Genomic DNA, 25,020 nt, shown 5'->3' with positions numbered 1-25,020 from the left:
CCAAATAAGTCAATTAATTAATCGCTTCCACTTCTTCTTTACTGAGACCGGATATTGTACAAATTTCGGCAATGGGGTAATTATGCATACGCATCAATTTTGCCGTTTCAAGAGCTTTTTGGTATGCACCTTTATCAAGACCTTCTTGTATTCCAGCTTCAATACCTTCTTGATAACCCACATGTTTCCAAGAGGCCTTGTCATGTTCGTATTTCATGCGGTTTTCATAGAGCCATTTTTCTTTTGGGCTCATTTCCATTACTTCTATTGTTGCATTGGCCTTTGCCATCATAGGGGATTCTTGTGCTAACATCTTCCTCACCTCCTGATTAATTAGGGGAGGAAAGACACTTTTTCGGATAAAAGATTTCTTGACCTAGAAACTTCGTTGGTTGTGGCCTCCCCTATAACCCCTCCTATCTTCAAAAGAACCGCTTAGGGCTTGGATTGCTACGCCAGCTTGCAATCACTAAGAACCCGTCTTATTTTGTAAATTTTTAGCATTACCTTTATTAAAGATATTACCATATAAATATCAATTTTTCAATAGTTAAAAAAAATGGTTCTTTGAACAAACTCGCTGTTCCATCTGTTTTGAATTTCTATGTCGATAATCGTGTTGTTCTTTAGGCGTAATTTTACATTTTATTGATTATTTAACCGCAGGGGACGCAAAGCGTTGAGCTTACGCTCAACTTCGCAAAGAAATTTTTTAAAACTGCATCGATTACAAAAATTTTTTTATAATTTACTATTTTTTTCAAATATTTTCTATAAATATAATGAGGAGGGAGAATATAAAAAAAATAGGAGAACACAAATAATAAAAAGATTTGAAGATTTGACTTTACAAGACGATTTTATGTTTTGTAAAGTTATGCAAAATCCGGATTTATGCAAAAGACTAATCGAAATGATACTGGCCGATACAATAGGTAAAATTACATATATTTCGATACAGCATAATATTAAAAACTATGAACAGGCAAAGTCAGTGAGATTTGATGTTTTAGTACAGACAGAGAACGGTAAATTTTATGATATTGAAATGCAGGTAAGTAATGAGAAGAATACCCCCAAAAGAATGAGGTTTTACCAAGCAGCCATTGATATTTCGTTCTTGGATAAGGGCAATTCCTATAATAATTTAAACGATAGCTTTATAATTTTTATCTGCACTTTTGATGTTATCGGTAAAAATAGACCGGTTTATACTTTTGAAAATCTTTGTATTGAAGATAAAAACATATCTTTACAAGACGGAACAAAAAAGGTTATAATAAACTCAGAGGCTTTTGAAAATACCGAAGACAAAGAATTAAAAGAGTTTTTAGAATACCTTAAAACGGGTAAAGCAAAAAGCAAATTTACAAGGGAGATAGAGGCTATGATACAAACAGTAAAACAAAATGAACAAGCAAGACAAGAATATAGATTAATGTCAACTTTTGAGATGGATGCTAGGTATAAAGGTATTTATGAAAATAAGAGAGAAACAGCCAAACTTATGAAAATGGAAAAACTGGATATGTCTTTAATAAAAAAGATAACTGGTCTTCCCGAAGAAGAGATTGAAAAACTGTAAATTAGGGGAGGAAAGAAACTTTTTCGGATAAAAGATTTCTTGACCTAGAAACTTCGTTGGTTGTTGCCTCCCCTATGACCCCTCCTATCTTCAAAAGAACCGCTTAGGGGCTCCGCCCCTAAGAACCCGCATTGTTATCAAATTTTTAGTTTAATCTTTAGCTGAGATTGAAAACAGAGGGATTGCGGTAAGTCTAAAGACGGTTCTGCAGAACACTCTGCCTCTCGTCCGAGTGGAGGGTATACACTCGTTCGAGTGTTCGGATAATTCATACACATCATAAGATTTGCTATTTCAAGTTTGTTTTTGTATGAGCCATCGGAAAATCCTTGTTTCTATCCTCAGTCAATTACCTTCTTCCAAGAGCTGCCATAGGGCAACCGTTCTGCTTTGCCCAGCGTAATACTGCATTCAAACGGGTCTGATAACCTTCCTCTCCTTGCTTCAGCCATGCAAGAAGGTCATCATCAATTTCGGTTTGCATATCGGCTTTTTGTTGTCCATAACCGTGAGGATGAAGTTTATACCATGGTTTATACAGTTTCAACTGTGCAGCCGTATCTTTCGGACAATCGGAAAAATCAGTATTCTTAAAATTATTCAGCCGTTCCAAATCTTCAGCGGGTATCTCGTAGTTTGCAACTTCATCTAAACTCATAGTTTTTATAGTACTCATCTATTTCCTCCTGTTCGGCAAGGCGTGCCGAAATAATTCTGATTGCAGTTTTACGTTCGGTATAGATAACAGTCAACACCTTATTTACCATACCGATTGTTTTTACCTATGCTCATCTATTGAAGAATGTTCTGCATCATACCGTTCAATACGTTTATCATCTAAAAAAACCTTTGCCGCCATCTCAAAAGCGATCCCGTGTTTTTTGATATTTATTTTATTTTTTTCTGCATCCCATTCAAATTCCATTATCTTTTATCTATGTCCTTATCTATTATTATACCACAACTTCGGTAATTTTGTAAGGGTATTATTTAACCGCAGTGAGCGCAAAGCGTTGAGCTTACGCTCAACTTCGCAAAGAAATTTTTAAAAACTGCATCGATTACAAAAATCTTTTTATAATTTACTCTTCTTTTCAAAAATACACTGCACCACACCACACATTTTGCCTGTTCGGTTTCGCTGCTTTACCGCCATGGACGGCGGTGGTTCCAAACTTCCAAGAGTTTTAGACGCAAGTCTAAAACTCTAAGATGAAAAATGTACAGGACGTACATTCTCCAACCGGCACGGATGCCGGTGGTTCCATTCTTGCGAGTTTTTTGCAAAGCAAAAACACTCGAAGCTTAAAAATGTACAAGGATGTACATTTTTAAGCGGCTCTATGGCCGGCAAGCCAAGCGCACGCCAAGAGCGCCGTGCCTGCGGCCAGGACTGTAGTCGTACCGCTTGCCTACAGTGCAGTAGCTCGCGTAGTTGCCCCAGCTGCCGCCGCGTAAAACACGGCCAGCACCCGACGCACCACCCTGAGGATCGGTAACAATACCGCCTTGCATATAAGCACTATCGTTTGCTGTAGGATTATTATTCCACCAATCAAAACACCATTCCCATATGTTCCCGCTCATATCGTGTAAACCAAGTGCATTTGCCCGCTTTTTTCCGACCGTATGAGTTTTATGGCCTGAATTATCCCAATACCATGCAACCTCTCCTGTTTCAGCCGTATCCCATTTATCTTTGGCTCCGCTTGCACTGTTTAGTTTGGTCAGCCATACCTCACTACCACCTTCGCCGTAGTCTGTCGCATTTGTGTTGTCATTTTGCCGGCGGGCAGCATATTCCCACTCGGCTTCCGTCGGAAGTCTAAAGCCTTTTTTATTCATATCGGCATAGGCTGAATCACAAGCAGCTCCATCCGTTGCGTTTTTTAATACGGTACTGTCGGTTTTGCTTTTGCGGTATATGCATTGCTCATCGGAGCCATTCGTCATTTCCGTATACGCATTACACCATACTATGCAGTCCCGCCAGCTTACCATTGTTACAGGATGATTTTTGTTTTCTGTAGGAGGCTTACCGATATTCGCATAATTAGGATAAGTACCTCCGCCGCCTGTGCCGTCCCAACCTTCAAGCCCTTTGTTCGCAAAGACGTATCCCTTACCATTATCAGTATTCCATTTGAGTACACTATACCACAGCTCATAGGTTACCTCTGTTTTGTCGATCATATAGGGACTCAGTTTTACCGTGCGCCCTGCAATAAATACGCCTTTCCAATAATCTTGACTTCCGGGTAAGGCGTAGTCAGGGTCAACGCCTACGATGCCGTTTGCAGGAGGTGTGACAAGAACAAAATCGTAACTTTGAGAATTCCAATCTCCGGCCTCTTCACTCCCCGAATCCTCGTCCAGCATGTTTTTAAAAAACGGGTTTTTACAAGCCGAAACCGATACAAAAAGTATCGCCAAAATAAAACAAAAAATTTTTTCATATTCTAAATCCTCCGCTGATTCCTATTGCCCAGATTACGGGATAGCCGCCTCTTAGATAGGGTTCGATAAAAAAGTTATTTATTGTAAAGCGGTAACCGAATGCGGCTTCGCCGAGGGCATACATAAAAAGTTTTGAAGGCTCTCTTTTTTCTTTTAGGCCGAAAACGGCACCGCCTTCCAATTGGATAAAAAAGCCCGAATCCCGTTCTTTTATCTTTGAAAAATCATAAAAGTTCCAACGGAATAAGAGAGCGGCATCAAAAATATGGTGTTTTTTAAAGTCATTGGAATAAAGAGTCCTGGCTCCCAAGGATAGGTGCCCTATTTTGAGTTTTAAAGGAAGCATAAAAAGGGTGTAAAGTCCCGTGCCCATCGCATAACCGTCAGGCGAATTCATATTTGCCTCGGCCAATAGCCCTAATGACCAGTTAAAAGTTTTTTTATCCCTATCGGCAAGGGAGATTCCTATTGAGGGTTTTTCAGGCTCGGTGTTCAAAGGAGAGTCTTCTGTTTTAGACTCGGGCGGTTTAGCCGAAACCTCATTATCTTTTGCCTTAGATGCTTTTTTAAGTTTTTTTTTAGGTACAACCCTTTTAGGCTCTTCCTTTTTAAGTTCTTTTTTAGGTTCCGTGTTTTCAGTCTCTTGTTTAGGCTTTTCAAGCTCGGCAGTTTCCGTTTTAGAAAGCTCCGCCTGTACTTTAGCAGGCTGTCCCAAAGGGACTTTTAGTTTTTGATACACCGCAAGAGTTCCCGCACCTACCAGCCCCAAAAAGATGAGAATCAACACACCTAGCTTCCGATAATTTTTCTCCATAAAGTATATTATAACACATAAATGAAAAAATTGTCAAATCTCACTTTTTCAACTTTTTCACTTTTACTTTTGTTCTTCATCTTTCATGCTTTTTTCAATTTGTTTTACATAGTCTTCGCCCCAGTAATCGCAGAGAATTGCATAGGCTTCGGCTTGGAGGGAGTCTGTAAAATCTCTTTTCAATTTGCTTATAATTTTTTTAAGCTGGTTATTGCATGCGATGCGTAATTCATCTATATATTTTTCATCAATGGGATGTTCCTGAATATAGGAAAAAATAAGGGTAAAGACAGAGGAACCGGAGCATATTTTTTCCCAGCGGTCAAGGCTTGTAACCTGAAGGACTGAAGATATACCCGTATCGTTAATATAATTATATACAAAAGAATCGATACCGTAGTACACAGGCTTTTTTAAAAGCACAAAAAAATACAACAAGAGGTCTTCCGCCATAATACAAAAAATATGAGGAAGCTCGGCATATACCTCTTGTAAAAGACCGGTACGAAATAGCTTAGCACATAAAAAACCTGAGTGTTCTTTTTTGATTAAAAAATTTTCAAGAACTTCGTTTCCCGAAAGAAAACCCGGATGTATCGACTGCACGCTTTTTGAAAAAGTGTCGAATTTTTCCGCATTTTTTTTATCTGCCATATTGAACTGAGGAACAGACAACCGCATTTTACCGTGAATGATATCCGCAGCATTTGAAAGAATACCGCTGCCTGAAGCAAGCAGACCATCATAAAAATTCAACAAAGAATCGGAAGGCAGGGTATCATCGGGGTCTATAAAAAAAACATAGTCTCCGCAGGCAGCATTTACCAAAGTACGGCGAGCTTCAAAAAGTCCCAGATTTTTGCGGTGTTCCAAAAGAGTCAGAGTAATACCGAGGTTTTTAAACTTTTTTTTATAGGGTTTAAGGATTTTAGGTAAAGCATCACCGCCAGGACTTCCATCATTTACGATGAGCACTTCTATGGGCAAGGTATCTTTATTATGTGAAAAAAAGCCGCTCTTTTGAACAGAATTTTTAAGCAATAGGTTCTGAGCTAAAATACTGTCCAAAAGAGCAGGCAAAAAGCTTTCCATTCCGTAAACCGGAATGGAAAGACTTATAATAGGCCTATTCAATTGTCCAGATGAATGAGCCGCTGGAATAGTTCAATTGTTTTGAGAAATTGATTATAGCATGAGTAACCGTTTCATCAGGATGAGCCCAGTTTCCTATATCAAATACAAACACCTTATTTTTATTTCTGGGAGTCGTTTCCTTACCGTAATAGCCGTCGGAAGCTATAACGAGTTTCTTTGGCTTAACTGCAATAAAGCGGTAGGGGGCGAATTCTCCAGACGTTGCAGGCCTAAGACCGTCGTTTTTATACAATACAACAACGTAAGAACCAAGGGATTTGGTATTCCCGATTTTAAGCAGTTTACCGCCTATAAACACCTCCGTTGCCATGGAGAAAAGGCCCTCTATATATCCCTTTTGGTTAGTTGTAAGACCGTATAATACGCCGTCTGAAATATAGAGAGCATTGAGGTCTTCATTGATGTATGCGTTTGCCTGTTCCGGTGTCCAATGAGGAGGAACATTAGGATAGTTTGTCGATGTTTCATCAATAACGGTTACGGTTTCAGCAGCACTAATATTTCCCAGAGAGTCAAGCCGTTTATGTGCATATTTTTTAACCGTAATCTTGTATTTTTCATTGGGAGAATCCTTACCCGTTACGGTTTTTACCGCAACAAAAATGCCGTCCTTATTTGCCGCCATTGCAGTAACGGTATCATTCTGGCCTAAATCAGAGAGTGTTATGTTCCTTTGTTGGGCAGCATGAGTAAAATCATCGGTATACCATGCAAGCCGCCCTATGTTGTGACCATGTACGGACTCAAAATAGTAGAACAAAATTGTTTTTCCTGCATCATCAGGTACGGACGAAACGGAAACTGCAATAGTCGTCGGTTTCTCGGATATAGCCTTTTCTCCGTCAGTCTCATAGTTTCCGTCATCTTCTAATACATATCGGTATAATTTTTCATCGCTGCCGTCTTTGCCCGAAACATAGAAGTTTCCTGCGCTGTCATAACAAAATACATCGCTGTATAAAACACCGGTGGGGGTGTAGACGCCGGAAGTTATAAACGGATGAGCACTTGATAAGTCCTCATCGCCTCTTTCTACCTGATAGTAACTCATCCCAATTCTTGAGGAGTCGGCATCAGATTCCCACACTATCATCTTCGTATTAGGCGTTCTCCACTCTTTCCATTCGTTATACCACTTTGCAGGCCCGGCATCACTAAAACTCAAAGCGTTTGTTGCGATATTAAGAGCTGCGATGCGGTTGCGGTTTTTAACGATACGGGCACCTGCAGGAGTATCGGCAGCATCAAAGCCGTCATCGGCTATGTAGATGTTTTCGTCGTCAAAACCGATTACCTTTACCGCCCCGTAAAAATTTTCGGAATAATAAGAGGCGGGCACTGCCCGATTTTCAAAGCCTACGCTGTTTGAAAAACCGATTTTTACATGATTCCCCGCCAAATTGTTTATATTATAGCGGACAACCCCGCCTAAAGAGTAAAGGTTAGGATCACTTGATGTTATACTTTCATTAACTGTATTAAAAAGCACATATACATAATCGCCGCGGATAAAAATATCTTTTACTTCTGATGGCTTGCAATGGTGAATATCAATATGAGAATTAATCAGAATGTCTGAATGAGATGCCCCGGTCAAACTTGCGGCATTTATTATGTTATTTACGCTGCTTACATGCAGCCATGCAACTCTGCCGTTATCTACGGCAAAGAAATTATTAACAGTGGAGAAACCTGTAATAGTAGTTGGATGCGTCAAATCGTTCTCATTTATTTCATTTAAGCCTACACCCATCCCGTACATTTTCCCCGTTGTATAATCGTTTGCGAGAAATTTGATCGTCGTTTTAACTGCCGGATGGACATCAAGTTCACCCTCACTCGTATAACGGACAAGATAGGTATCTCCGTCTCTATATCTGACATACAGCCGTCCCTTACTGTCACGAGCAAAGCTGTACGGGTTTTCCGATTTGGGAGCATTAATTTCTTTTCCGCCCATGTAGAGGGTTAAGTTGTAGTCGTGCTGCCCCTCTACGGTCTGCGTAAACAAAAGGTTGTTTAAGCCGGAAACGTTTTTGTTTAATAGGACGGTTACTTGATTTTGGCCTGAGGCTACGGTGTGAAAAGTCCTTCCCGACCATTGACCGGATGGGTTAATCGCCGTAACTATTATCTCTATCGTTTCACCGACGGGAACCAGCTCAACCAGAGATTTAGGTTCTTCGGCACTTAGCTCCCTCGTTACAGTATAGCCGTTCTCTTTGATTATATTGATTTTCATACGTGAAGATGAAAGAACTGGAAGTCCGTTGGAATCCAAGGCTCTGGCTCCATCGGGAAGTGTTCCATCAAAGCTCAAAATAAGCTCGCCGTATTCTTCATTTAAAAATAAATTACAGGATGATACCGTCAAAACAAGTATCATCAAAACAAAAAACATCTTTTTCATAAAAACCTCCATATAAATTCATCAACCGCAGAAAATATCAATTTTCTAGGATTGATGAATTTCAGCCGTTTCGAGAAAACTAGAAATGAGGAATATCGAACGGCGTTTTGCATCTGGTCATTCACACTTTATACTTCTACATTTGTACTTCGTTCTATCATTATACATCAAAAAATTTAAAATACCAAGTAAAATTTAAAAAAATTATTAAATTTTTCTACCCGCTAATCAGAGTTTTTGTATATCTTCTTTGCTGAGACCTGTAACTTGTATAATTTTTTGGATTGAATCCCCTAACTGCTTTAATAATTTGGCCGTTTCAAGTTTGTTTTGGTAAGCACCTTGAGATATGCCTTGTTCAATTCCCTGTTCAATGCCCTGTTGATACCCTTCATTTATACATGATGCCCTGTCGTGTTCATATTTCATACGGGAATCATAAAGCCATTTATCTCTAGGACTCATTTCCATTACAGAAATAGCGGTATTTGCCTTTCTCATCATCGGTGATTCTTGTTCTAACATTTTTCTTACCTCCGAATTGTCGGTTTCTATAAATTTCAGCCAGTTTAATAAGCGTTTCATTTTGTTATCTCTAAATTGAGAACCTTCTAACACTTTTGCTTTCTCAAGGTTTAATATATGAATCTCAAGTTTTGAAGCTAAAGGCTCTTTTGTATCTTGTTCAAGAACAAGATACTTATTGTGCAACCGCTTATTTTTATTAAAGCCTTTTCCTATCAAATTTATTGTAATACATTTTGGGAGATTTGTATAGTCTTGACCTTGTTTTATTCCTTCATTGTACATCTTGGACCAATAATACAAAGTTCTTGCATCAAAATCACGATGCCATACATTTTGAATTTCAATATCTACAAAAGTTCCGTCTTTTAATCTTAGCTTGATATCTAAAATACCTAATTTTTCAGTTAAAATCTCCTTATAAAACTCCTTATCTAAGAGCTCCAAGCCTGTAATTGTTTCAGACGGAATGTCTAAGATACATTCCAGCAAGTCCTGTAATACGTCCTTGTTCTCCTCAGTACCAAAAACACGTTTAAATGCGTAGTCGTTTTGGAGGGTGATTTTAAAAAGTTTTTTCATATTTAATCTCTCTAAATAATTTTTTTTAAAAGAAGAAAAAACTTCCCCCTTTCATAATTATTATAGAGATTATTTGAAGTTAATAGCAAAAATTTTTTTAAAAAGAATTAAATTTTATTGATTATTTAACCGCAAGGGACGCAAAGCGTTGAGCTCACGCTCAACTTCACAAAGGAATTTTTTTAAACTGCTTCGATTACAAAAATCTTTTTCTAACTTACTCTTTTTTCAAATATACCCTATAAATATAATGGGAGAAAGCAAATGCTAAAAAAATTTGAAGATTTAACATTTACGGATGATTTTATGTTTTGTAAAATCATGCAAAATCCGAAGCTATGCAAAGGGCTTATTGAAATGATATTATCAGATACAATAGGAAAAGTTACCTATATTTCGATACAGCATAATATTAGTACCTATGAACAGGCAAAGTCCGTACGGTTTGATGTTTTGGTGCAGGCAGAAGATGGTAAACTTTATGATATAGAAATGCAGGTAAGCAATGAACGCAATATCCCGAAGCGTATGCGGTTTTACCAAGCTGCCATAGATATCTCGTTTTTGGACAAAGGTAATTCCTATAATAACTTAAATGACAGCATTATAATTTTTATCTGCTTGTTTGATGTTATAGGCAAAAATAGGCCTATTTATACCTTTGAAAACCTTTGTATAGAGGACAAAAATACCCCTTTACAAGACGGCACTCTAAAGGTTATAATAAATGCAGAGGCCTTTAATAACACTGAGGACAAAGAACTAAAGGAATTTTTAGAATATATTAAAACCGGAAAAGTAAAAAATGAATTTACAAGGGAGATAGAAGCTATGATACAAGTAATAAAACAAAACGAACAGGCAAGGCAGGAATACAGATTAATGTCCACTTTTGAGATGGATGCTAGGGATAAAGGTGCTTATGACAATAAACGAGAAACAGCTAAACTTATGAAAAAACGAGGCTATCCAGTTCCTGAAATTTTGTTAATGACAGGTCTTACCGAATCCGAAATCGAAAAACTGTAGCTCCAGAAAAAAAGTCAAAAATATCAAAGAAAAAGTGTCAAATTCCAAATTGCACTTTTCACTTCAGCATTTACCCATTACAAACTTTCTCTGACCCTTATCATCTCATCAAGACCGGCAACTTCAATGCTGTCCTCAGGCGGATAGAGGCCTCCTCCGTAGTAGATTGAAGGATTTGCCCTAGTAGACGGCTCTTCCCTGCGTTTTAGGGCTGCAAAGTGAATCTGATCAACACCTGTGAGTTTGATTATTTTTGAAGCGTTTTTTTCGGTGATGCCGCCGCCGGGTAAAATTTCGATTCGGCCTTTTGCACGCTTTACCATTTTGGCAATTAGGTCGGCACCCTCATAAGCTGTGGGCTCTTGGCCGCTCGTTAAAACTCTGGTAAAGCCTAAAGAAATAAGTTCATCCAGAGCCTTTAAGGGATCGGGCACCACATCAATAGCTCTATGAAAAACCCTATCCGCTCTTCCTGCAATTTTTATCATAGCCTCACACCGTTTTGCATCTATGGTTCCGTCTTTTTTTAAAAAACCGAAAACAATGCCGTCTGCGCCGTTGTCTATAAAAAGTTTTGCATCTTCAAGCATAGTCTTATACTCATAAGACGAATAAAAGAAGCCGGCAGCTCTCGGTCTTACCATGGTCATAACCTCAAGATGAGTTTCTTTTTTAACCAATTTTAAAGTTCCAAGGGAGGGCGTTAAACCTCCCAAAAAAAGAGAAGAATTAAGCTCAACCCTTGATGCTCCTGCCTTTTCTGCTAAGACTGCATCCTCAAGAGACCCCGCACAAATTTCAATTTTAATATTTTTCATATAACCTCCTACAATAATGCTCCTATTCCTTACACCTTACCAAAAATTTTTCGGCTATGGGTTTATCGGTTTTGATGATACAGGGATGCCCGTGGCAGACCCAATCCATTTTTTCCCTTGTGTCGGGTTTAAGAAGAACATAATCCCTGTCCTCTATAGAACAAATATCAGGCCCTACATATTCGAGCGGAAGACTTGAATCTATTTTATTCATCGAAATAAATTCGTATTCATCTTCCGAAAGCCTTTTACCGATTTTGCCTGCAAGAATATATGGAGACTTTGACTCGCCTGCGGTAGTTTTATTTGCCTCCGCACTCGAAAAATAAAAGCCGGTAGTAAACTCCCTGTGGGCCGTATTGTATAGTTCTTGTATAAAGGGGGCAGCTTCTTTTTCTCCTATTTTCCCGTCTAAAAAATCTATTTTTTTTCGGTAAGCCCTTGCGGTTAAGGCCGTATAGTAAATGCTTTTCATGCGGCCTTCTATTTTTAAAGAATCGGCTCCGGCTTCTTTCATTTTGTCGAGGTGGTCTATCATACATAAATCTTTTGAAGAAAAAAGAGCCGTATAGTTTTCGCCTTCTTCTACGGGGAAAAGCTCTCCCTTCCGCTCGGATTCTTCTACAAAGAAGTGTCCGCCTTTTTCGCAGTACATCTTATAATTCCAGCGGCATGAATGGGTGCATTCCCCTGCGTTCGCACTTCGGTCGGTAAGATAGGCGCTTATAAGGCATCTTCCCGAATAAGAAATACACATTGCCCCGTGCACAAAACATTCAAGCTCCATTTCGGGGACCCTTTGTTTTATTTCGCTCACGTCCTCAAGGCTTGCTTCCCTTCCCAAAACTACGCGGGAAAAGCCTAAGTCCTTGTACACCCTTACGGCCTCATAGTTTATGCAGTTTGCCTGCGTACTTAAATGAAGCGGAATATCGGGAAAGTTTTCTTTTAAAATTCTGGCGGCTCCCAAATCTTGAACAATAAAGGCATCGAAAGGATATTGCTTAAAATATTTTGTCTCTTCTAAAAGTTTTTTTAAATCCTCATTATGAAACGAAATATTTATTGCACAATAAAGTTTTTTTGTTAAGCCCCTCTTTTTATACTCTTCTTTTAAAAGAGAAATATTTTTATATTCTTCTCCCGAAAAATTATCGGCCTTAGCTCTAAGCGAAAAGTTTTTTAATCCTATATAGGCTGCATCGGCTCCGTACTCCCATGCATAATCCAATTTTTCAAAATTGCCCGCAGGCGAAAGAATTTCCATTATTATTCCCCTATCAAATCGGCCTTATTTTCTATCACGGAGCCGTTATCAAAAAAGCCGGTTATTTTTTTTCCGACAGCTTCAACTTCAAGATGAGCATTAGCAAAGTAATCGGGTAAGGCATGAAACAAATGGGGCATATCATCAATTTTATCGAGCACAGCCACTCCTCCGGCCTTTTCGATTTTTTCGCAAAGCCTCATTGAATCATCTAAAAGAATTTCATTGCCCCCGCATTGAATAAAAACAGGAGGAAAGTTTTCAAAGTTTCCAAAAATAGGAGAGACAAGTTCATTGGTAAAGTTTTTTTCTTCAGTGTATAATTGGGCGGCACCCAGCAGAGCTTCTTGAGAAAACACAAAATCTTTTTTTTTGTTTGCGCTTAAGCCCTCGCTTGAACAGCTTAAATCCGCCCAAGGCGAAAATAAAACCAGTAAGGCAGGGAGGGGAAGCCGTTTATTCTTTAAATAATGGATTAGCGAAAGAATCAAGCCTCCGCCGGCCCCGTCTCCTGCAAGAATCAAATTTGCCGATTCAACCGTATGCGAGTCTATAAGTTTTGAATAAACCTTATAAATATCTTCAAAGGCGGCAGGAAAGGGATGTTCGGGAGCCGGCTTGTACTCGGGTAAATACAAATCGGCAGAAGCTTCATGAGCAAGGCCTGCACAAAAGGAACGGTAAGCCTTTTTTGTGCCGCTTATAAAAGAACCGCCATGGATATATAAGATTGCTCTTCCTGAAATTGCCATCTCGGGTCTTAATATATCGGTCTTTATTCCTCTAAACTCGGTTTCAGATATGTCCACATTGTTCGGCATATGAGGTGAATATAAAATATCATCATACTCAAAACGTAACTCGTCTATGGTATGTTTGCGGGAAAGTATGGCCTTTTTAAATTTCTTTTTTAATTCTTTTATATCCTTTAATCCGTTTTGCACCTAAATGTCTCCAGTTAATCGGTTTTTAATTATTAGTTTTAAGCTATCGATTAAAACTCATCAAGTTTGCGCAAATTCGCATAGATGCCGTTTAAACTTAAAAGCTCCTCGTGAGTGCCTCTTTCCATAATGCCTTCATCGGTAACAACCAAAATCCTGTCGGCATTTCTTATGGTAGAAAGACGGTGGGCTATAACTATTGTAGTCCTTTCCTCCGAAAGCTCTTCGATTGCCCTTTGAATTAAAATTTCGTTTTCGGTATCGAGGGCTGATGTTGCCTCATCTAAAATCAAAATCGGAGGATTTTTTAAAAAGACTCTGGCAATGGAAATTCTTTGTTTTTGTCCGCCCGAAAGTCTTACTCCCCGCTCTCCCACGTAAGAATCATAGCCTTCCTCCAAGCTCATAATAAAATCATGAATGTGGGCATTCTTTGCCGCTTCAATAATTTCTTCATCGGAAGCCTCCGGTTTTCCGTAGGCTATATTTTCTTTTATCGTCCCGCCGAAAAGATAAACATCCTGCTGCACAATCCCTATATTTTCCCTCAAGGACTTTAAAGTTAAGTCCCGAATGTCCTTACCGTCTATGCTTATTTTTCCGTTTAGTACATCATAAAAACGGGGAAGAAGAGAACATATCGTCGTTTTTCCGCCTCCTGAGGGGCCGACTAGGGCAAGGGTTTTTCCTGCCGGAATATCTATCGAAATATTTTTTAAGATTGTTGTAGTTTCATTGTAGCTGAAATCTACATTTTCGTATTTTATGTTCCCCTTTACGTCCTTTAGCTCGACGGCATCTTCTTTTTCGGTAATGTCAGGTGCCGTTTCTACAATCTGCAAAAAGCGTTTAAAACCGGCAGCTCCCTTTTGAAACATCTCGGTAAAATTGATAAGTAAATTTATCGGAGCGATATAAATATTTATGTACAAGACATAGATGGTCAAATCGGGAATTGTAAGTTCATTCTTTGCAACAAAAAAACTTCCGGCTAAAACCGTTACGATAAAAAACAGCCCCTGCAAAAGACCGTTTACCGCAAAAAACTCTCCCATCTGCCTGTAGTTTATATATTTAGAATGAACAAATGCCTCGTTTGCCGTATCGAATTTTTTACTTTCCAATTCTTCGTTTGCAAAGGACTGCACCACCCTTATCCCCGAAAGAGTATCCTGCACCTGCGAATTTATTCCGGCTATTGTTTTGCGGTTGAGCATAAAGATTTTACGCATCTTTTTGTTTTGAAAAAAAGTAAAGATGAACATAAGCGATGTAACCGAAGCCAAAATGAGGGTAAGCCTTACATTGATAAAACAAAGGAGCGAAAATGACCCTATTATTTTTAAAAAGGAAATAAAAAGGTTTTCGGGGCCGTGGTGTGCAAGCTCAGATATATCAAAAAGGTCTGAAACAATCCTCGAAATCATATCGCCTGTTTTGTTTTGATCGTAATATGAAAAGGAAAGCCGCTGCATGTGGTTAAAGAGGTCATTCCTCATATCCCTTTCCATACGGGCACCCATTATGTGTCCCCATGAAGTTATAAAATACTGGGCAAAGTATCTTATGATATAAAGCCCCAAAAGAATGGCTGCAATTATAAGCCCAAGATATACAATGGCCGAGGCTTGCACATCAAAACTAAAAATTGTCTTATCCGAAAAAAGCAAAACCTCGCCTCTTCTTATTTTTGGAATTATCCTTGTTAAATACCTTATCACCTGAGGAAAAACCAAGTCCACCGCAGACACCAAAAGAGCGCAAAATAGATCAAAGAAAAACAAGAATTTATAAGGCTTATAATAGGCCGCAAATTTTAAAAAGGTGCTTTTTTTATGCATGTTTTCGATAATATACGATAAACAAAAAAAAGTAAATAGGCGTTTTAAAAGGCGTGTTTAATTTAATCGCAAGGAAAGCAAAGACCGCTAAGATTTTTTTAAATGCTTCGAGGCTAAGACGCTTTTTCGGAAGAAAAATGTTGCGAACGGTGTCAATTAAAAAAATCTTTTCCCAAACATTGGAATCCGCCATTAAATTAAACATAAACCGCGAAGCCCGCAAAGCGCTGAGCTTCGCTCAACTTCGCAAAGGTAAATTAAAGAATATCTTAGAAAAGCCCCTTTTCAAGTTCCTCTGCGTCCCTTGCGGTTAAACATAAACCGCCAAGCCCGCAAAGCGCTGAGCTTCGCTCAACTTCGCAAAGAGTGAATTAAAGAATATCTTAGCAAAACTCCCTTCAAATTCCTTTGCGCCCCTTGCGGTTAAATAAAAAGAACTGCCCTTTTAAAATTGCTGTAAGTGTGCTATAATACAATAAGTGAGGAAACCGCTATGAGTACGTCAAATAGAAAATATAAAGACTCGGTGTTTGTCGATTTGTTCAGTGAAGACGAAAAAGCAAAAGAAAATTTCTTGTCGCTGTATAATGCCTTGCATGATACTAAACTTACGGCAATAGAGAACTTAAAAAATATCCGCCTCGATCAAGTCTTGTACATGACATTCTATAATGATGTTTCTTATCTTGTAGATAATAAAATAATAGTCCTTGCTGAACATCAGTCGACAATCAACCCGAATATGCCTTTACGCTGCCTTGAGTACATCAGCCGCCTTTATGAAACTCTATTTGAATCAAAAGAAAAATACAGCCGCAAACTCTTAAACATTCCTACTCCCGAATTTTATGTTTTTTACAATGGCGAGGAAGCCTATCCTTCTGATAAAAATCTGAAACTATCGGAGGCCTTTATAGAAAGAGGAACGGAAACTAATCTTGAATTGACTGTTAAAGTAATAAACATAAACCGGCAAAACCGCCATCCGGTATTGGAAAACTGCCGGACAATGCAGGAATACAGCATATTTGTGGAAACGGTGCGCAAGTGGAAAGAAATAGATGCTCAAAACGGTTTTGAAAAAGCCGTTGAAGAATGTATAGAAAACAATATTTTGCGTGAATATCTAAAACGCAAGACTAAGGAGGTATTGAACATGTTGTTAGCCGAATATGATTATGAAACCGATATAGCCGTACAACGTGCAGAAGAGCGTGAAATAGCCTTTGCCGAAGGAATTGAACAAGGAATTGAACAAGGGATTGAGCAGGGGATTGAAAAAGGCATACAGCAAGGCTTTGCCGACGGTTCGTACCAAACAAAACTTGAAACGGCAAAGTTGATGAAACATGCGAATTGTGAACTTGATTTTATTATGCAGATGACAGGCCTTACAAAAGAAGAAATCGAACAGCTTTAGAAAGTGCAGTAATCAATGGTTAATGTGTAATTGATAATAAAGAATTACACATAAGTTTCTTTCTTAATTTCATAAAAAAAATTCCTTTTCGCTCTCTGCGTCCCTTGCGGTTAAATTAAAAGAACTGCCCTTTTAAAATTGCTGAAGATATGGTATAATATGACAAGGAGGGCATAGTCATGACTACGTCAAACAGAAAATATAAAGATTCGGTGTTTGTAGACCTTTTCAGTGAAGATGAAAAAGCAAAAGAAAATTTCTTGTCGCTATACAACGCCTTACACAGTACGAACCTTCCGCTTTCATGCCCTGTAGAAAACATAAGGCTTGAAAACGTTATGTACATGAACATAATCAACGACGTTTCCTGCCTTGTAGACGGTAAAATCATCGTCCTCGCGGAACACCAATCGACAATAAACGAAAACATGCCGTTACGCTTTTTAGAATACATCGCGCGTCTCTATGAAAAGTTGCAAGCACCGACAGACAGATATTTAAGAAAGCTGTCAAAAATACCTACACCTGAGTTTTATGTCTTTTACAACGGCACGGAAGATTACCCTGAAACTACGGTTCTAAAACTGTCTGATGCATTTATAACAAAACTTGAACACGCCCCGCTGGAACTGACGGTGCAGGTTTTAAACATCAACACGGACAAAGCAAATAAAGTCTTAGCAGCCTGCAAGCCGCTTGAAGAATACAGTCTATTTGTGAAAGAGGTAAGAAAACAAACCCAACTGGACTCAGAAAACGGTTTTACCAATGCGGTAAAAATATGTATAGAAAAAGGAATCTTAAAAGAATACTTACAGAGAAAATCACGGGAGGTAATCAATATGTTAGTAGCAGAATACGATTATGATACAGACATCGCAGTACAGAGGGAAGAAAGTTTAAGGATAGGTATCCGGCAAGGAGTACAACAAGGCTTTGCCGACGGTTCATACAAAAAAGCTCTTGAAACGGCAAAGTTGATGAAACATGCGAATTGTGAACTTGATTTTATTATGCAGATGACAGGCCTTACAAAAGAAGAGGTGGAAAGCGTTTGAACCCGAATCTCTCCGCTATATTACTGACAGCACTTTTGCAAATAGGCGGAGCAGATGCAAGAAGTTAGGCAAAAAAGTACCGCAGGCGTATCGGGTATACGTCGAGGACACTTTTTTGCCGTGTGACGCAGTAGATGCCCGCATATTTGCAAAAGAGAGGTAATAAATATGTTAGTAGCAGAATACGATTATGATACAGACATCGCAGTACAGAGGGAAGAAAGTTTAAGGATTGGTATACAACAAGGTATTAAACAAGGCTTTGCCGACGGTTCGTACCAAACAAAACTTGAAACGGCAAAAAACTTAATCGGGTTAAGATTGCCGATTGAAGATATAGCACAAGCGACCGGCCTTACAAAAGAAGAAGTGGAAGCGATTAATTAATGTGTAATTGATAATGTAGAATTACACATAAGTTTCTTTCTTAATTTCATAAAAAAAATTCCTCTGCGCCCCTTGCGGTTAAATAAAAAAAATCTTTCCCCTAAAGGTTGAAATCTGCGTATAAACATGCTATACTTCACAGTAATGACAGATAAACGCTCAGTCGGCAGTTATACACATTCTCACAAAAAAAATGCAATGTCAAAACATAAAATTTTGACAAGTTTTGCAAAAATACCGTGCAAAGCACCGTGCAAAGCACTTGACACGCTTGACAACGCTTTCATAATTTTTGCGGCAAGCGGCAAGCGGCAAGCGGCAAGCGGCATAAGTGCGCAGTCTGCCCAAATAAAAATACACCCAAAAATACGATTTTCTCAACCGATAACACGCACAAGACAGGATTACCGTCTTCGTGCGTTTTTTACATTACACCGTTTAATAAACCGCAAGGAACGCAAAGCGTTGAGCTTCGCTCAGCTTCGCAAAGAAATAATAGGAACGTCCTACGGATTGAGACTCATCAATCCAAAATGAATAGGGGAGGAACGGCACTTTTTCGGATAAAAGTTCCTTAACCTCGAAACTTCGTTGGTTGTTACTCTCTCCTATGGCCCCACCTTTCTTCAAAAGAACCGCTTAGGGGTTCCACCCCTAAGAACCCCGCCTATAAACGGGGTTTCCAAAGGGGTGTCCCCTTTGGCAGCGCGGGAAGGAGAGAGAGGGTTTTAGGGAGAGAGAGGAAACCTTGCTCTGAACGAGGTGTCCTCTCTCTCCCTAAGAAAACCGAGGGGTCTAAGGGGACACCTCCCCTTAAAAACAATTTTTAGGAGGCAAAGAGATGTTAAAGTATTCACTACGAGAAAACTTACTCACCCCTGCGCCGGACGATTACATGGCGCAGGCACAGGATGTGCGCTCGTACACCCTTGACGAGATTATCGACCTTATGATGCAAAAAGGTTCCACGCTCACGAGGGCCGACGTTGCGGCTGTACTGCAAATCTACGGCGAAGTATGCGCCTCGCTCATTGCAGACGGATCGGCGGTCAACACCCCGCTTATGAATACCTCTTTGAGCATTTCAGGCGTGTTCAACGGGGCGAACGACTCTTTCGACAAAAAGCGGCACACGGTAAACTTAAACCTAACCGCCGGCTCCCTTTTGCGCGAGGCTGTTACAAAAGTCAAATGCGAAAAAACCGAAGGAGCGAGCACCGGCCCCTACATCACCGAAGTCGCCGACATCGTTTCCGGCAAGGTAAACGAAGTACTCACTAAAGGCGGAGTAGTTCAGTTAGTAGGAAGCCGTCTTAAATTCGACGCAAAAGACGCCTCTCAAGGCATCTTCTTTGTGCCCGAAACGGGAGCCCCCGTCCGTGCAGCCGTAACCGCCGAAAACAAGCCTGCCCGCCTTATGGCCATAATCCCCGCCGATTTAGCAGCAGGCAACTGGTACATCGAAGTGCGCACAAAGATGATCGGTTCATCGCAAAAAAGCAAAACCCTTAAAACGGGCAGATTCGATAAACCGCTTACGTGCACCGCTTAAACAAACGGTTCTACGGCAGGCAAAGATACTAATCTACGTCAGCCGTAGTACATAATCTGCGCCGGCCGCAGATTATAAGCTTCGTCAGCCGTAGAACACAGTCTACGCCTGCCGTAGTACATAATCTACAGCAGACGTATTGTAATCGAAACGTCCTACTGGATTGGGACCCGTCAATCCAAACAAAATAAGGAGATTTTTATAATGAAACAAATTAATTTAAGACGGGCAGTAAACCTTACTGCATTGGTATTGGCAGCAGGACTGCTGATAGGATTGACAGGCTGTAAGCCTAAAGTAGACCCTAAGTATAATTACAAGGTAGAACATTTGCAGCAAAATATTGCAGACGATAATTACACCTTGTACGAAACGGAAACATTAAGCGGCAAGGCCGACGAAACTACCTCTGCAGCAGCTAAACCATACGCAGGTTTTACTGCTCAAGGTTTTAGTCAAGCGGCAATAAAGGCTGACGGCTCCACTGTAGTGCAAATTAAGTATGACAGAAAAACAATCACTCTTAAACTTAATTTAGACGGCGGAACTACGACCACACCGCTTACGGACGGAGAAGACTCTACAAAGCTCCTAACAGGAAAATTCGGAGCAAAAATACCGGAGCTTACAAACTTGAAAAAAGACCCCCTTATTTTTGATGGCTGGGAACCGGAACTCCCCTCTACATTTCCGGCTTTACCGGCTGAAACCTACAAGGCCCTATGGGCTACCAAGTACAGAATTACCGTAAAAGGAGATGAAAGAACAGTCATATCCGAAAATATACTAACAATCGATCAGGGTAAAACGTGGAACGATATAAAAGCTGAGGCAACAGGCAAAGTAAGCTTAACAACCGAATGGAATAACGAAGATAATAACGGAGATTATGGCATCTATGAGTGGAGGCTCGGCGATGAAAACGGAATAAAACTTGTCGATACCTACCCAATAGACAAACACATGACCGTATACGCCGTAACCAACTATACCCGATTTAATATTAAAGGAAAAGCACTTGAAACGGTAAATGATAAGGGCTACAACGGATCAAAACCTAAAGGCAAGATAATAATCCCGGAAGGTATTACCGGAATAAGAACTGATCAGTATGATACGGGCTATGACGGAGCTTTTTATAATTGTACCGGCATAACAAGTATCAGTCTGCCTGCAAGCCTTACGTATATAGGAAGAAGAGCTTTTTGCGGTTGTACGGGTTTACAAACTATAAACCTGCCTGCAAGCCTTAAGTCAATAGGCAGGGAGGCTTTTGTGGATACAAATTTAGAAAGTGCCGTCTTCGAAGACCCAACAGGGTGGCGTAGGTATGGCTACAGTGGAGGATATCAGGATATAGTTGCAAACGATTTAAGGGATCCTTCAAAAGCGGCAAAGTATTTATGCAAATATGAGGGCGGTTATGCTCTTTTCATCTGGAAGAAAGATTAAAATCAATCGGTAATTTGCAGTGGGGATGTCTCAAAAGTTTGTTACTTTTTCGCCATCCCCGACGAGTTTAAAATTAAGTCTTTGTACAGTAATGACTTAATTTTAAACATCGCATATAAAATCAAGGAAACTGTCCAAAAACTGAAGTTTTTGGACAGCCCCATTATGAGAACAACAACCCCGACACACGAATAAAAGGAGAAAAAAGGATGTGTGAAAATAGAAAAAAAGAAGATAATAATATTTGTCCCAATTTATGCTGCTGTATAATTTTTACTGTATCAAATATAGTTCTTATAATCGCTTTTGTAACTTTGTATATATTCCGCAAAAATGACTGGGAGGTTGAGGTATTTATAATCTGTTCAATTATCACAGTTGTTATGTCGGTTTTAAATATTTTATTCTGTATTCTAAATTTTTTATATTATAAAGAAAAGAATAAAAACCATTTATTAACCGAAGCCTATGACAAAGCTCTTAAAAAATTAGAAGATGACAGGGATAAACATATGGTAGATACACCTAAAAAAGATATAGACAAAAAAAGAAAAATATCAGGAAACCAATGAAAGTTCACAAGCCCAAAATCTTAAACCTGCCGAAAAAACTATTACTATCAATCGGTATTACAAAAAAACCGTCGCCAAAATATTCGAAACTTATTGTAAAAACATCACTGCAAAATAAGGAGCTCTTTTATGGCTGATACAACAAAGAATGAAAAGGATAGACCCACCGCAAAGGATATGTACGATTACCTTTGGCGGGGCAGGGATTTTGAGCTTAAACATCTTTGGCAGAGGTCTGTTTTTCTTGCAGTTTTTTTACTGGGCATTGCAAGTGCCTATGCCCTTTATATAAAAGACATTTTTATTCCCAACTTAAACCCAAATCAAATTACCGCAACACTTAATGCGGTCAAAAAAGAGGTAGACGGCTCAACGAAGTATACACTAATCATAAACCCAAACAGTAACCTCGAAATTAAGGATTCAATAAAAAAAGATAAGCCGTTTTCGGCACTTTTTATGCCGGGTGCGGTTCCAATCGTCATCTGTCTTTTAGGTATAATCTTTTCGGTGCTCTGGATTATCATGGGCAAGGGCTCAAAGGCTTGGTACGAGCTTTATGAAAGCAATTTAGCAGCGATGAGCGATAACCCTCTGTTTTGGAAAGACAAAGCCGAAGCCGAATCGGCTCTTGATAAAATCTTTTGCAATAAAAAAACCGGAAGATACACCGAATATGTTTTTGGGCATCTTAAAAATCGCCATAACGACCCTATAGATAAGAATCTCCTTTCGACCGTTGCAGGCTCTTTTTCGGTTTCTAAGGTCAACATAATGATAGTCATAATAAGCCTAAAGTTTTTTATCCTTGCCCTATTTTTCCACATTTATTGGCTTTGTAAAAACCTCTTTACCGACCCGCTGCCGCCCATTCTCATCATCTTCCCTATAACGGCCATATTTCTCTTTTTGCTTTTTAGCCGCTTAAAGAAAAAACTCGGCTCCTCATATTTTGATAATTAGAAAATTTGTAATGGGTAATTTAATTACAAATTGCCCATTACCGATTAGTCATTAATTTAAATCTTAAACTTCTTAACCTCATCCGCCAGGTTTTCAATGCTTATCTTATTTTTTTGAGTAATTTCGTTTACTTCCTGTACTGCATTATTTATCTCGATAACGCCGGCAGCCATTTCGTTCATTCCGTCGGTAATAACCCGTGTAAGACCGTCCAGCTTTTGCATTTCTTCGGCAGTTTGCTCGCCGCCTCTTAACATTTCGGCGGAACCTTCTTTTACTTCTACCGTTACGGCATTGATGTCGCGGATAGCGGCAAGCACTTCTTTACTGCCGTTTTCTTGTTCCCTCATCGCTTCGGTTAAACTATTACTCATCGTCTTTACTTCTTCGGAAAGCGAGAAGATGGTATTAAACTTTTCTTCAACGGTTTTGGAAGAAGCCGACAAGACTTCAATTTCGTTGCTTAAGGTTTTTAATACGGCGGTGATGGTCTTACCTTGAGCAGCGGAATCCTCAGCGAGTTTTCTTATTTCATCGGCGACGACTGCAAAACCTTTTCCGGCTTCGCCTGCGTGGGCAGCCTCGATTGCGGCATTCATCGCAAGGAGGTTTGTCTGGCTTGCAATGTGCTGAATAACGCTTGAAGCCTCTAAAAGGCTGCCGGATTCTTCGGCTATTTTTTGCGTGATTGTATTTGAAGTTAGCACGGTGTCTTTTCCGTCGGCGGTTGCCGTCGCAAGGGTTTTAATGGCACCGTCGCTTTTTTCAAGAGTTTGAGTAATTGAGCCGATGTTTGCAACCATTTGTTCTACCGAAGCCGAGGAACGGGCGACGCTTGCCGCCTGCAGTTCTATTCTGTCATCAAGTTTTTTTATCGTATTGATAATTTCTTCGACGGTTGCCGATGTCTGGCTAACACTTGCCGCCTGAGTAATAGCTTGCTGTTTAATACCTTCAACGTTTGCACTTATTTGGTTTACTGCGCTTGCAGTCTCCGTCATATTACCTGCAAGCTCGTCACCGATGCTCTGCATTGTTCCGGCATTTAAATCCACAGATTTAATAGAAAGACGTATTTTTTCGATTGTTTCGTTAAAATATTCCGACAGCTGCGTAACCTCATCGTTTCCGATAAGCGGAAGCTGAACGGTTAAGTCGCCTTCGCCTTGCGCAATATCCCTAAGAACATTCACGGCGGTCTGCACGGGACCTACCATCTTTGTAGAAATAATAAACGATATAACTATTGTTACAAGCAGTATTATAATAACTGAAATTATGATTGCGCGTGTCAGCGTATTAAGCGAAATTAAGAATTCGCTTACAGGAGCCCGTATAACGATCGTCCATCCGCTCCTTTCCATTTTTGCATAAGCGCCGATATTTTTTTCTCCGTCAAGCGTGTAATAACCTACTCCCGGCTCTTGGTCCTGCAAGGCCTTTTTTTGGAATGCGGCAATGGAAGCAAACTCGCTATTCTTTTCCGCAAGTTTTTGATAATTGACAAAACCGGAAACAAGCTTATTGTCCCTATGTGCAATAATGGTTCCGTCTTTACTCATCATGTAGCAGTAACCGGTTTTACCGATAACAAGCTCTTTAATATCTTCCGACAAAATAAGCCCTTGAAGCCCTGCGCACATAACACCCGAAATTTCACCGTCTGTGTTGTAAATCGGCAAAGAAAAAACGACGTGAATCTTACCCGTATCCGGAGAAAGATAGGGTTCCGAAATAAAATAGTTTCCTTCAAGAGCCGTCTTATACCAATGTCTGTCTGCAACCGAAACCACTCTTCCGTCCATATAATATGTATTGCCGTTTAAGTCGCATATATTTAAAAAAGCTCCATCGTTATCAGAGGAGAGCTCCTGCTGCAGCCGTGCGGATTTTTGAGGATATGACAAACTATCATCATTTAAATCGGGAATACGGGCAACGCCTCTTAAATACTCAAAATCGACATCTATTATGCTTTCCACAAGGGTAGCAATATCGTCAGCCTTATCCGTTAAGCGTTCTTCGACATCTCTAATCATTGCCTTTCTAAAGGTATACCACGATACGGAGCCCTGTATAACTCCGCCCAACATAATCAATAATCCGAAAACAATCAATAATTTTTTCCGTATTGAGAAATGCTTTTTCTTTTTCATATTAACCTCATCCAGTTTAACATTTTAACGGTT

General features: G+C 39.6%; 20 protein-coding genes and 3 pseudogenes. 9 read left to right on the top strand and 14 right to left on the bottom strand.

Annotated elements, in window-relative coordinates; all coding sequences use genetic code 11:
• Nucleotides 1-13: 13 nt before the first annotated feature.
• Nucleotides 14-331: pseudogene (locus E4N74_RS01535) on the bottom strand (PD-(D/E)XK nuclease family transposase); the annotation flags it as partial.
• A gap of 221 nt (nt 332-552) precedes the next feature.
• Nucleotides 553-645 (bottom strand): annotated as a pseudogene (locus E4N74_RS01530) (PD-(D/E)XK nuclease family transposase); the annotation flags it as partial.
• A 175-nt stretch (nt 646-820) separates the two neighbouring features.
• On the opposite strand from E4N74_RS01530, the gene E4N74_RS01525 reads away from it, so the two are divergent.
• On the top strand, nt 821-1,585 hold the full coding sequence (locus tag E4N74_RS01525) for an Rpn family recombination-promoting nuclease/putative transposase (protein ID WP_255819343.1): 765 nt from the start codon (nt 821-823) through the stop codon (nt 1,583-1,585).
• Nucleotides 1,586-1,934: 349 nt separating this feature from the next.
• Here E4N74_RS01525 and E4N74_RS01520 read toward each other — a convergent pair whose 3' ends face one another.
• The 7 genes and pseudogenes from E4N74_RS01520 to E4N74_RS01490 form a co-directional block, all read right to left on the bottom strand.
• The gene (locus E4N74_RS01520; RefSeq protein ID WP_253689408.1) at nt 1,935-2,261 is read right to left on the bottom strand and encodes a BrnA antitoxin family protein; all 327 of its coding nucleotides are present in this window, start codon (nt 2,259-2,261) and stop codon (nt 1,935-1,937) included.
• Nucleotides 2,230-2,510: pseudogene (locus E4N74_RS01515) on the bottom strand (BrnT family toxin). Before E4N74_RS01515 ends, E4N74_RS01520 begins: the two are co-directional and overlap by 32 nt.
• 416 nt (nt 2,511-2,926) lie before the next feature.
• A complete protein-coding gene (locus tag E4N74_RS01510) occupies nt 2,927-3,964 on the bottom strand; it encodes a formylglycine-generating enzyme family protein (protein WP_255819342.1) in 1,038 nt (345 codons plus the stop codon).
• A 73-nt stretch (nt 3,965-4,037) separates the two neighbouring features.
• Nucleotides 4,038-4,856, bottom strand: coding sequence for a hypothetical protein (locus E4N74_RS01505; protein ID WP_255818587.1), 819 nt, complete (start codon nt 4,854-4,856; stop codon nt 4,038-4,040).
• 63 nt (nt 4,857-4,919) lie between these two features.
• The gene (locus E4N74_RS01500; protein WP_255818585.1) at nt 4,920-5,990 is read right to left on the bottom strand and encodes a glycosyltransferase family 2 protein; all 1,071 of its coding nucleotides are present in this window, start codon (nt 5,988-5,990) and stop codon (nt 4,920-4,922) included.
• Complete coding sequence (locus E4N74_RS01495) at nt 5,983-8,421, bottom strand: hypothetical protein (protein ID WP_255818583.1); 2,439 nt, start codon at nt 8,419-8,421, stop codon at nt 5,983-5,985. The genes E4N74_RS01500 and E4N74_RS01495 overlap by 8 nt, the downstream gene beginning before the upstream one ends.
• A 228-nt stretch (nt 8,422-8,649) precedes the next feature.
• A complete protein-coding gene (locus E4N74_RS01490; protein WP_044978751.1) occupies nt 8,650-9,528 on the bottom strand; it encodes an Rpn family recombination-promoting nuclease/putative transposase in 879 nt (292 codons plus the stop codon).
• A 264-nt stretch (nt 9,529-9,792) separates the two neighbouring features.
• On the opposite strand from E4N74_RS01490, the gene E4N74_RS01485 reads away from it, so the two are divergent.
• On the top strand, nt 9,793-10,557 hold the full coding sequence (locus E4N74_RS01485; RefSeq protein ID WP_255818581.1) for an Rpn family recombination-promoting nuclease/putative transposase: 765 nt from the start codon (nt 9,793-9,795) through the stop codon (nt 10,555-10,557).
• Nucleotides 10,558-10,634: 77 nt separating this feature from the next.
• On the opposite strand, the gene E4N74_RS01480 is transcribed toward E4N74_RS01485, so the two are convergent.
• The 4 genes from E4N74_RS01480 to E4N74_RS01465 are packed head-to-tail and all read right to left on the bottom strand — an operon-like array spanning nt 10,635 to nt 15,427.
• A complete protein-coding gene (locus E4N74_RS01480) occupies nt 10,635-11,375 on the bottom strand; it encodes a copper homeostasis protein CutC (RefSeq protein ID WP_044978749.1) in 741 nt (246 codons plus the stop codon).
• Between the two features lie 22 nt (nt 11,376-11,397).
• On the bottom strand, nt 11,398-12,642 hold the full coding sequence (locus E4N74_RS01475) for a peptidase U32 family protein (RefSeq protein WP_255818580.1): 1,245 nt from the start codon (nt 12,640-12,642) through the stop codon (nt 11,398-11,400).
• Nucleotides 12,643-12,644: 2 nt separating this feature from the next.
• Nucleotides 12,645-13,586, bottom strand: coding sequence for an alpha/beta hydrolase fold domain-containing protein (locus E4N74_RS01470; RefSeq protein WP_255818579.1), 942 nt, complete (start codon nt 13,584-13,586; stop codon nt 12,645-12,647).
• Between the two features lie 50 nt (nt 13,587-13,636).
• Entirely contained in the window at nt 13,637-15,427 is a 1,791-nt protein-coding gene (locus E4N74_RS01465; protein WP_044979748.1) for an ABC transporter ATP-binding protein, read from the bottom strand.
• A gap of 493 nt (nt 15,428-15,920) precedes the next feature.
• Between E4N74_RS01465 and E4N74_RS01460 the strand changes: the two genes are divergently transcribed.
• The 7 genes from E4N74_RS01460 (at nt 15,921) to E4N74_RS01430 (ending at nt 22,831) form a co-directional block, all read left to right on the top strand.
• Entirely contained in the window at nt 15,921-16,847 is a 927-nt protein-coding gene (locus E4N74_RS01460; RefSeq protein WP_044978747.1) for an Rpn family recombination-promoting nuclease/putative transposase, read from the top strand.
• A gap of 179 nt (nt 16,848-17,026) precedes the next feature.
• Complete coding sequence (locus E4N74_RS01455) at nt 17,027-17,905, top strand: Rpn family recombination-promoting nuclease/putative transposase (RefSeq protein ID WP_255818578.1); 879 nt, start codon at nt 17,027-17,029, stop codon at nt 17,903-17,905.
• A gap of 168 nt (nt 17,906-18,073) precedes the next feature.
• Nucleotides 18,074-18,292 carry a hypothetical protein gene (locus E4N74_RS01450; protein ID WP_420832864.1) on the top strand — a complete coding sequence of 73 codons (219 nt, stop codon included), beginning with the start codon at nt 18,074-18,076 and terminating at the stop codon, nt 18,290-18,292.
• Nucleotides 18,293-19,133: 841 nt separating this feature from the next.
• A complete protein-coding gene (locus E4N74_RS01445) occupies nt 19,134-19,844 on the top strand; it encodes a DNA-binding domain-containing protein (protein WP_255805923.1) in 711 nt (236 codons plus the stop codon).
• A gap of 204 nt (nt 19,845-20,048) precedes the next feature.
• Nucleotides 20,049-21,296: a leucine-rich repeat domain-containing protein gene (locus E4N74_RS01440; RefSeq protein WP_255805921.1), complete on the top strand. Its 1,248-nt coding sequence runs from the start codon at nt 20,049-20,051 to the stop codon at nt 21,294-21,296.
• Nucleotides 21,297-21,505: 209 nt separating this feature from the next.
• Nucleotides 21,506-21,868, top strand: coding sequence for a hypothetical protein (locus tag E4N74_RS01435; RefSeq protein ID WP_255818571.1), 363 nt, complete (start codon nt 21,506-21,508; stop codon nt 21,866-21,868).
• A 129-nt stretch (nt 21,869-21,997) separates the two neighbouring features.
• Nucleotides 21,998-22,831 carry a RipA family octameric membrane protein gene (locus E4N74_RS01430; RefSeq protein ID WP_255818570.1) on the top strand — a complete coding sequence of 278 codons (834 nt, stop codon included), beginning with the start codon at nt 21,998-22,000 and terminating at the stop codon, nt 22,829-22,831.
• A gap of 56 nt (nt 22,832-22,887) precedes the next feature.
• On the opposite strand, the gene E4N74_RS01425 is transcribed toward E4N74_RS01430, so the two are convergent.
• The gene (locus E4N74_RS01425) at nt 22,888-24,987 is read right to left on the bottom strand and encodes a methyl-accepting chemotaxis protein (protein WP_255818569.1); all 2,100 of its coding nucleotides are present in this window, start codon (nt 24,985-24,987) and stop codon (nt 22,888-22,890) included.
• Between the last annotated feature and the right edge of the window lie 33 nt (nt 24,988-25,020).

This window comes from Treponema putidum (assembly GCF_024401155.1).
GTDB lineage: Bacteria > Spirochaetota > Spirochaetia > Treponematales > Treponemataceae > Treponema_B > Treponema_B putidum.
The sequence above is the reverse complement of the archived record's forward strand: the minus strand, read 5'-3'. Positions and strand labels throughout refer to the sequence as shown.

What these genes read in the sequence shown, in the direction of transcription:
- E4N74_RS01480 (WP_044978749.1), bottom strand. Translation starts at nt 11,375, where the DNA reads ATGAAAAATATTAAAATTGAAATTTGTGCGGGGTCTCTTGAGGATGCA.
- E4N74_RS01450 (WP_420832864.1), top strand. Translation starts at nt 18,074, where the DNA reads ATGTTAGTAGCAGAATACGATTATGATACAGACATCGCAGTACAGAGG.
- E4N74_RS01520 (WP_253689408.1), bottom strand. Translation starts at nt 2,261, where the DNA reads ATGAGTACTATAAAAACTATGAGTTTAGATGAAGTTGCAAACTACGAG.
- E4N74_RS01445 (WP_255805923.1), top strand. Translation starts at nt 19,134, where the DNA reads ATGTTAAAGTATTCACTACGAGAAAACTTACTCACCCCTGCGCCGGAC.
- E4N74_RS01510 (WP_255819342.1), bottom strand. Translation starts at nt 3,964, where the DNA reads ATGCTGGACGAGGATTCGGGGAGTGAAGAGGCCGGAGATTGGAATTCT.
- E4N74_RS01465 (WP_044979748.1), bottom strand. Translation starts at nt 15,427, where the DNA reads ATGCATAAAAAAAGCACCTTTTTAAAATTTGCGGCCTATTATAAGCCT.
- E4N74_RS01435 (WP_255818571.1), top strand. Translation starts at nt 21,506, where the DNA reads ATGTGTGAAAATAGAAAAAAAGAAGATAATAATATTTGTCCCAATTTA.
- E4N74_RS01460 (WP_044978747.1), top strand. Translation starts at nt 15,921, where the DNA reads ATGAGTACGTCAAATAGAAAATATAAAGACTCGGTGTTTGTCGATTTG.
- E4N74_RS01430 (WP_255818570.1), top strand. Translation starts at nt 21,998, where the DNA reads ATGGCTGATACAACAAAGAATGAAAAGGATAGACCCACCGCAAAGGAT.
- E4N74_RS01455 (WP_255818578.1), top strand. Translation starts at nt 17,027, where the DNA reads ATGACTACGTCAAACAGAAAATATAAAGATTCGGTGTTTGTAGACCTT.
- E4N74_RS01485 (WP_255818581.1), top strand. Translation starts at nt 9,793, where the DNA reads ATGCTAAAAAAATTTGAAGATTTAACATTTACGGATGATTTTATGTTT.
- E4N74_RS01490 (WP_044978751.1), bottom strand. Translation starts at nt 9,528, where the DNA reads ATGAAAAAACTTTTTAAAATCACCCTCCAAAACGACTACGCATTTAAA.
- E4N74_RS01440 (WP_255805921.1), top strand. Translation starts at nt 20,049, where the DNA reads ATGAAACAAATTAATTTAAGACGGGCAGTAAACCTTACTGCATTGGTA.
- E4N74_RS01495 (WP_255818583.1), bottom strand. Translation starts at nt 8,421, where the DNA reads ATGAAAAAGATGTTTTTTGTTTTGATGATACTTGTTTTGACGGTATCA.
- E4N74_RS01505 (WP_255818587.1), bottom strand. Translation starts at nt 4,856, where the DNA reads ATGGAGAAAAATTATCGGAAGCTAGGTGTGTTGATTCTCATCTTTTTG.
- E4N74_RS01425 (WP_255818569.1), bottom strand. Translation starts at nt 24,987, where the DNA reads ATGAAAAAGAAAAAGCATTTCTCAATACGGAAAAAATTATTGATTGTT.
- E4N74_RS01475 (WP_255818580.1), bottom strand. Translation starts at nt 12,642, where the DNA reads ATGGAAATTCTTTCGCCTGCGGGCAATTTTGAAAAATTGGATTATGCA.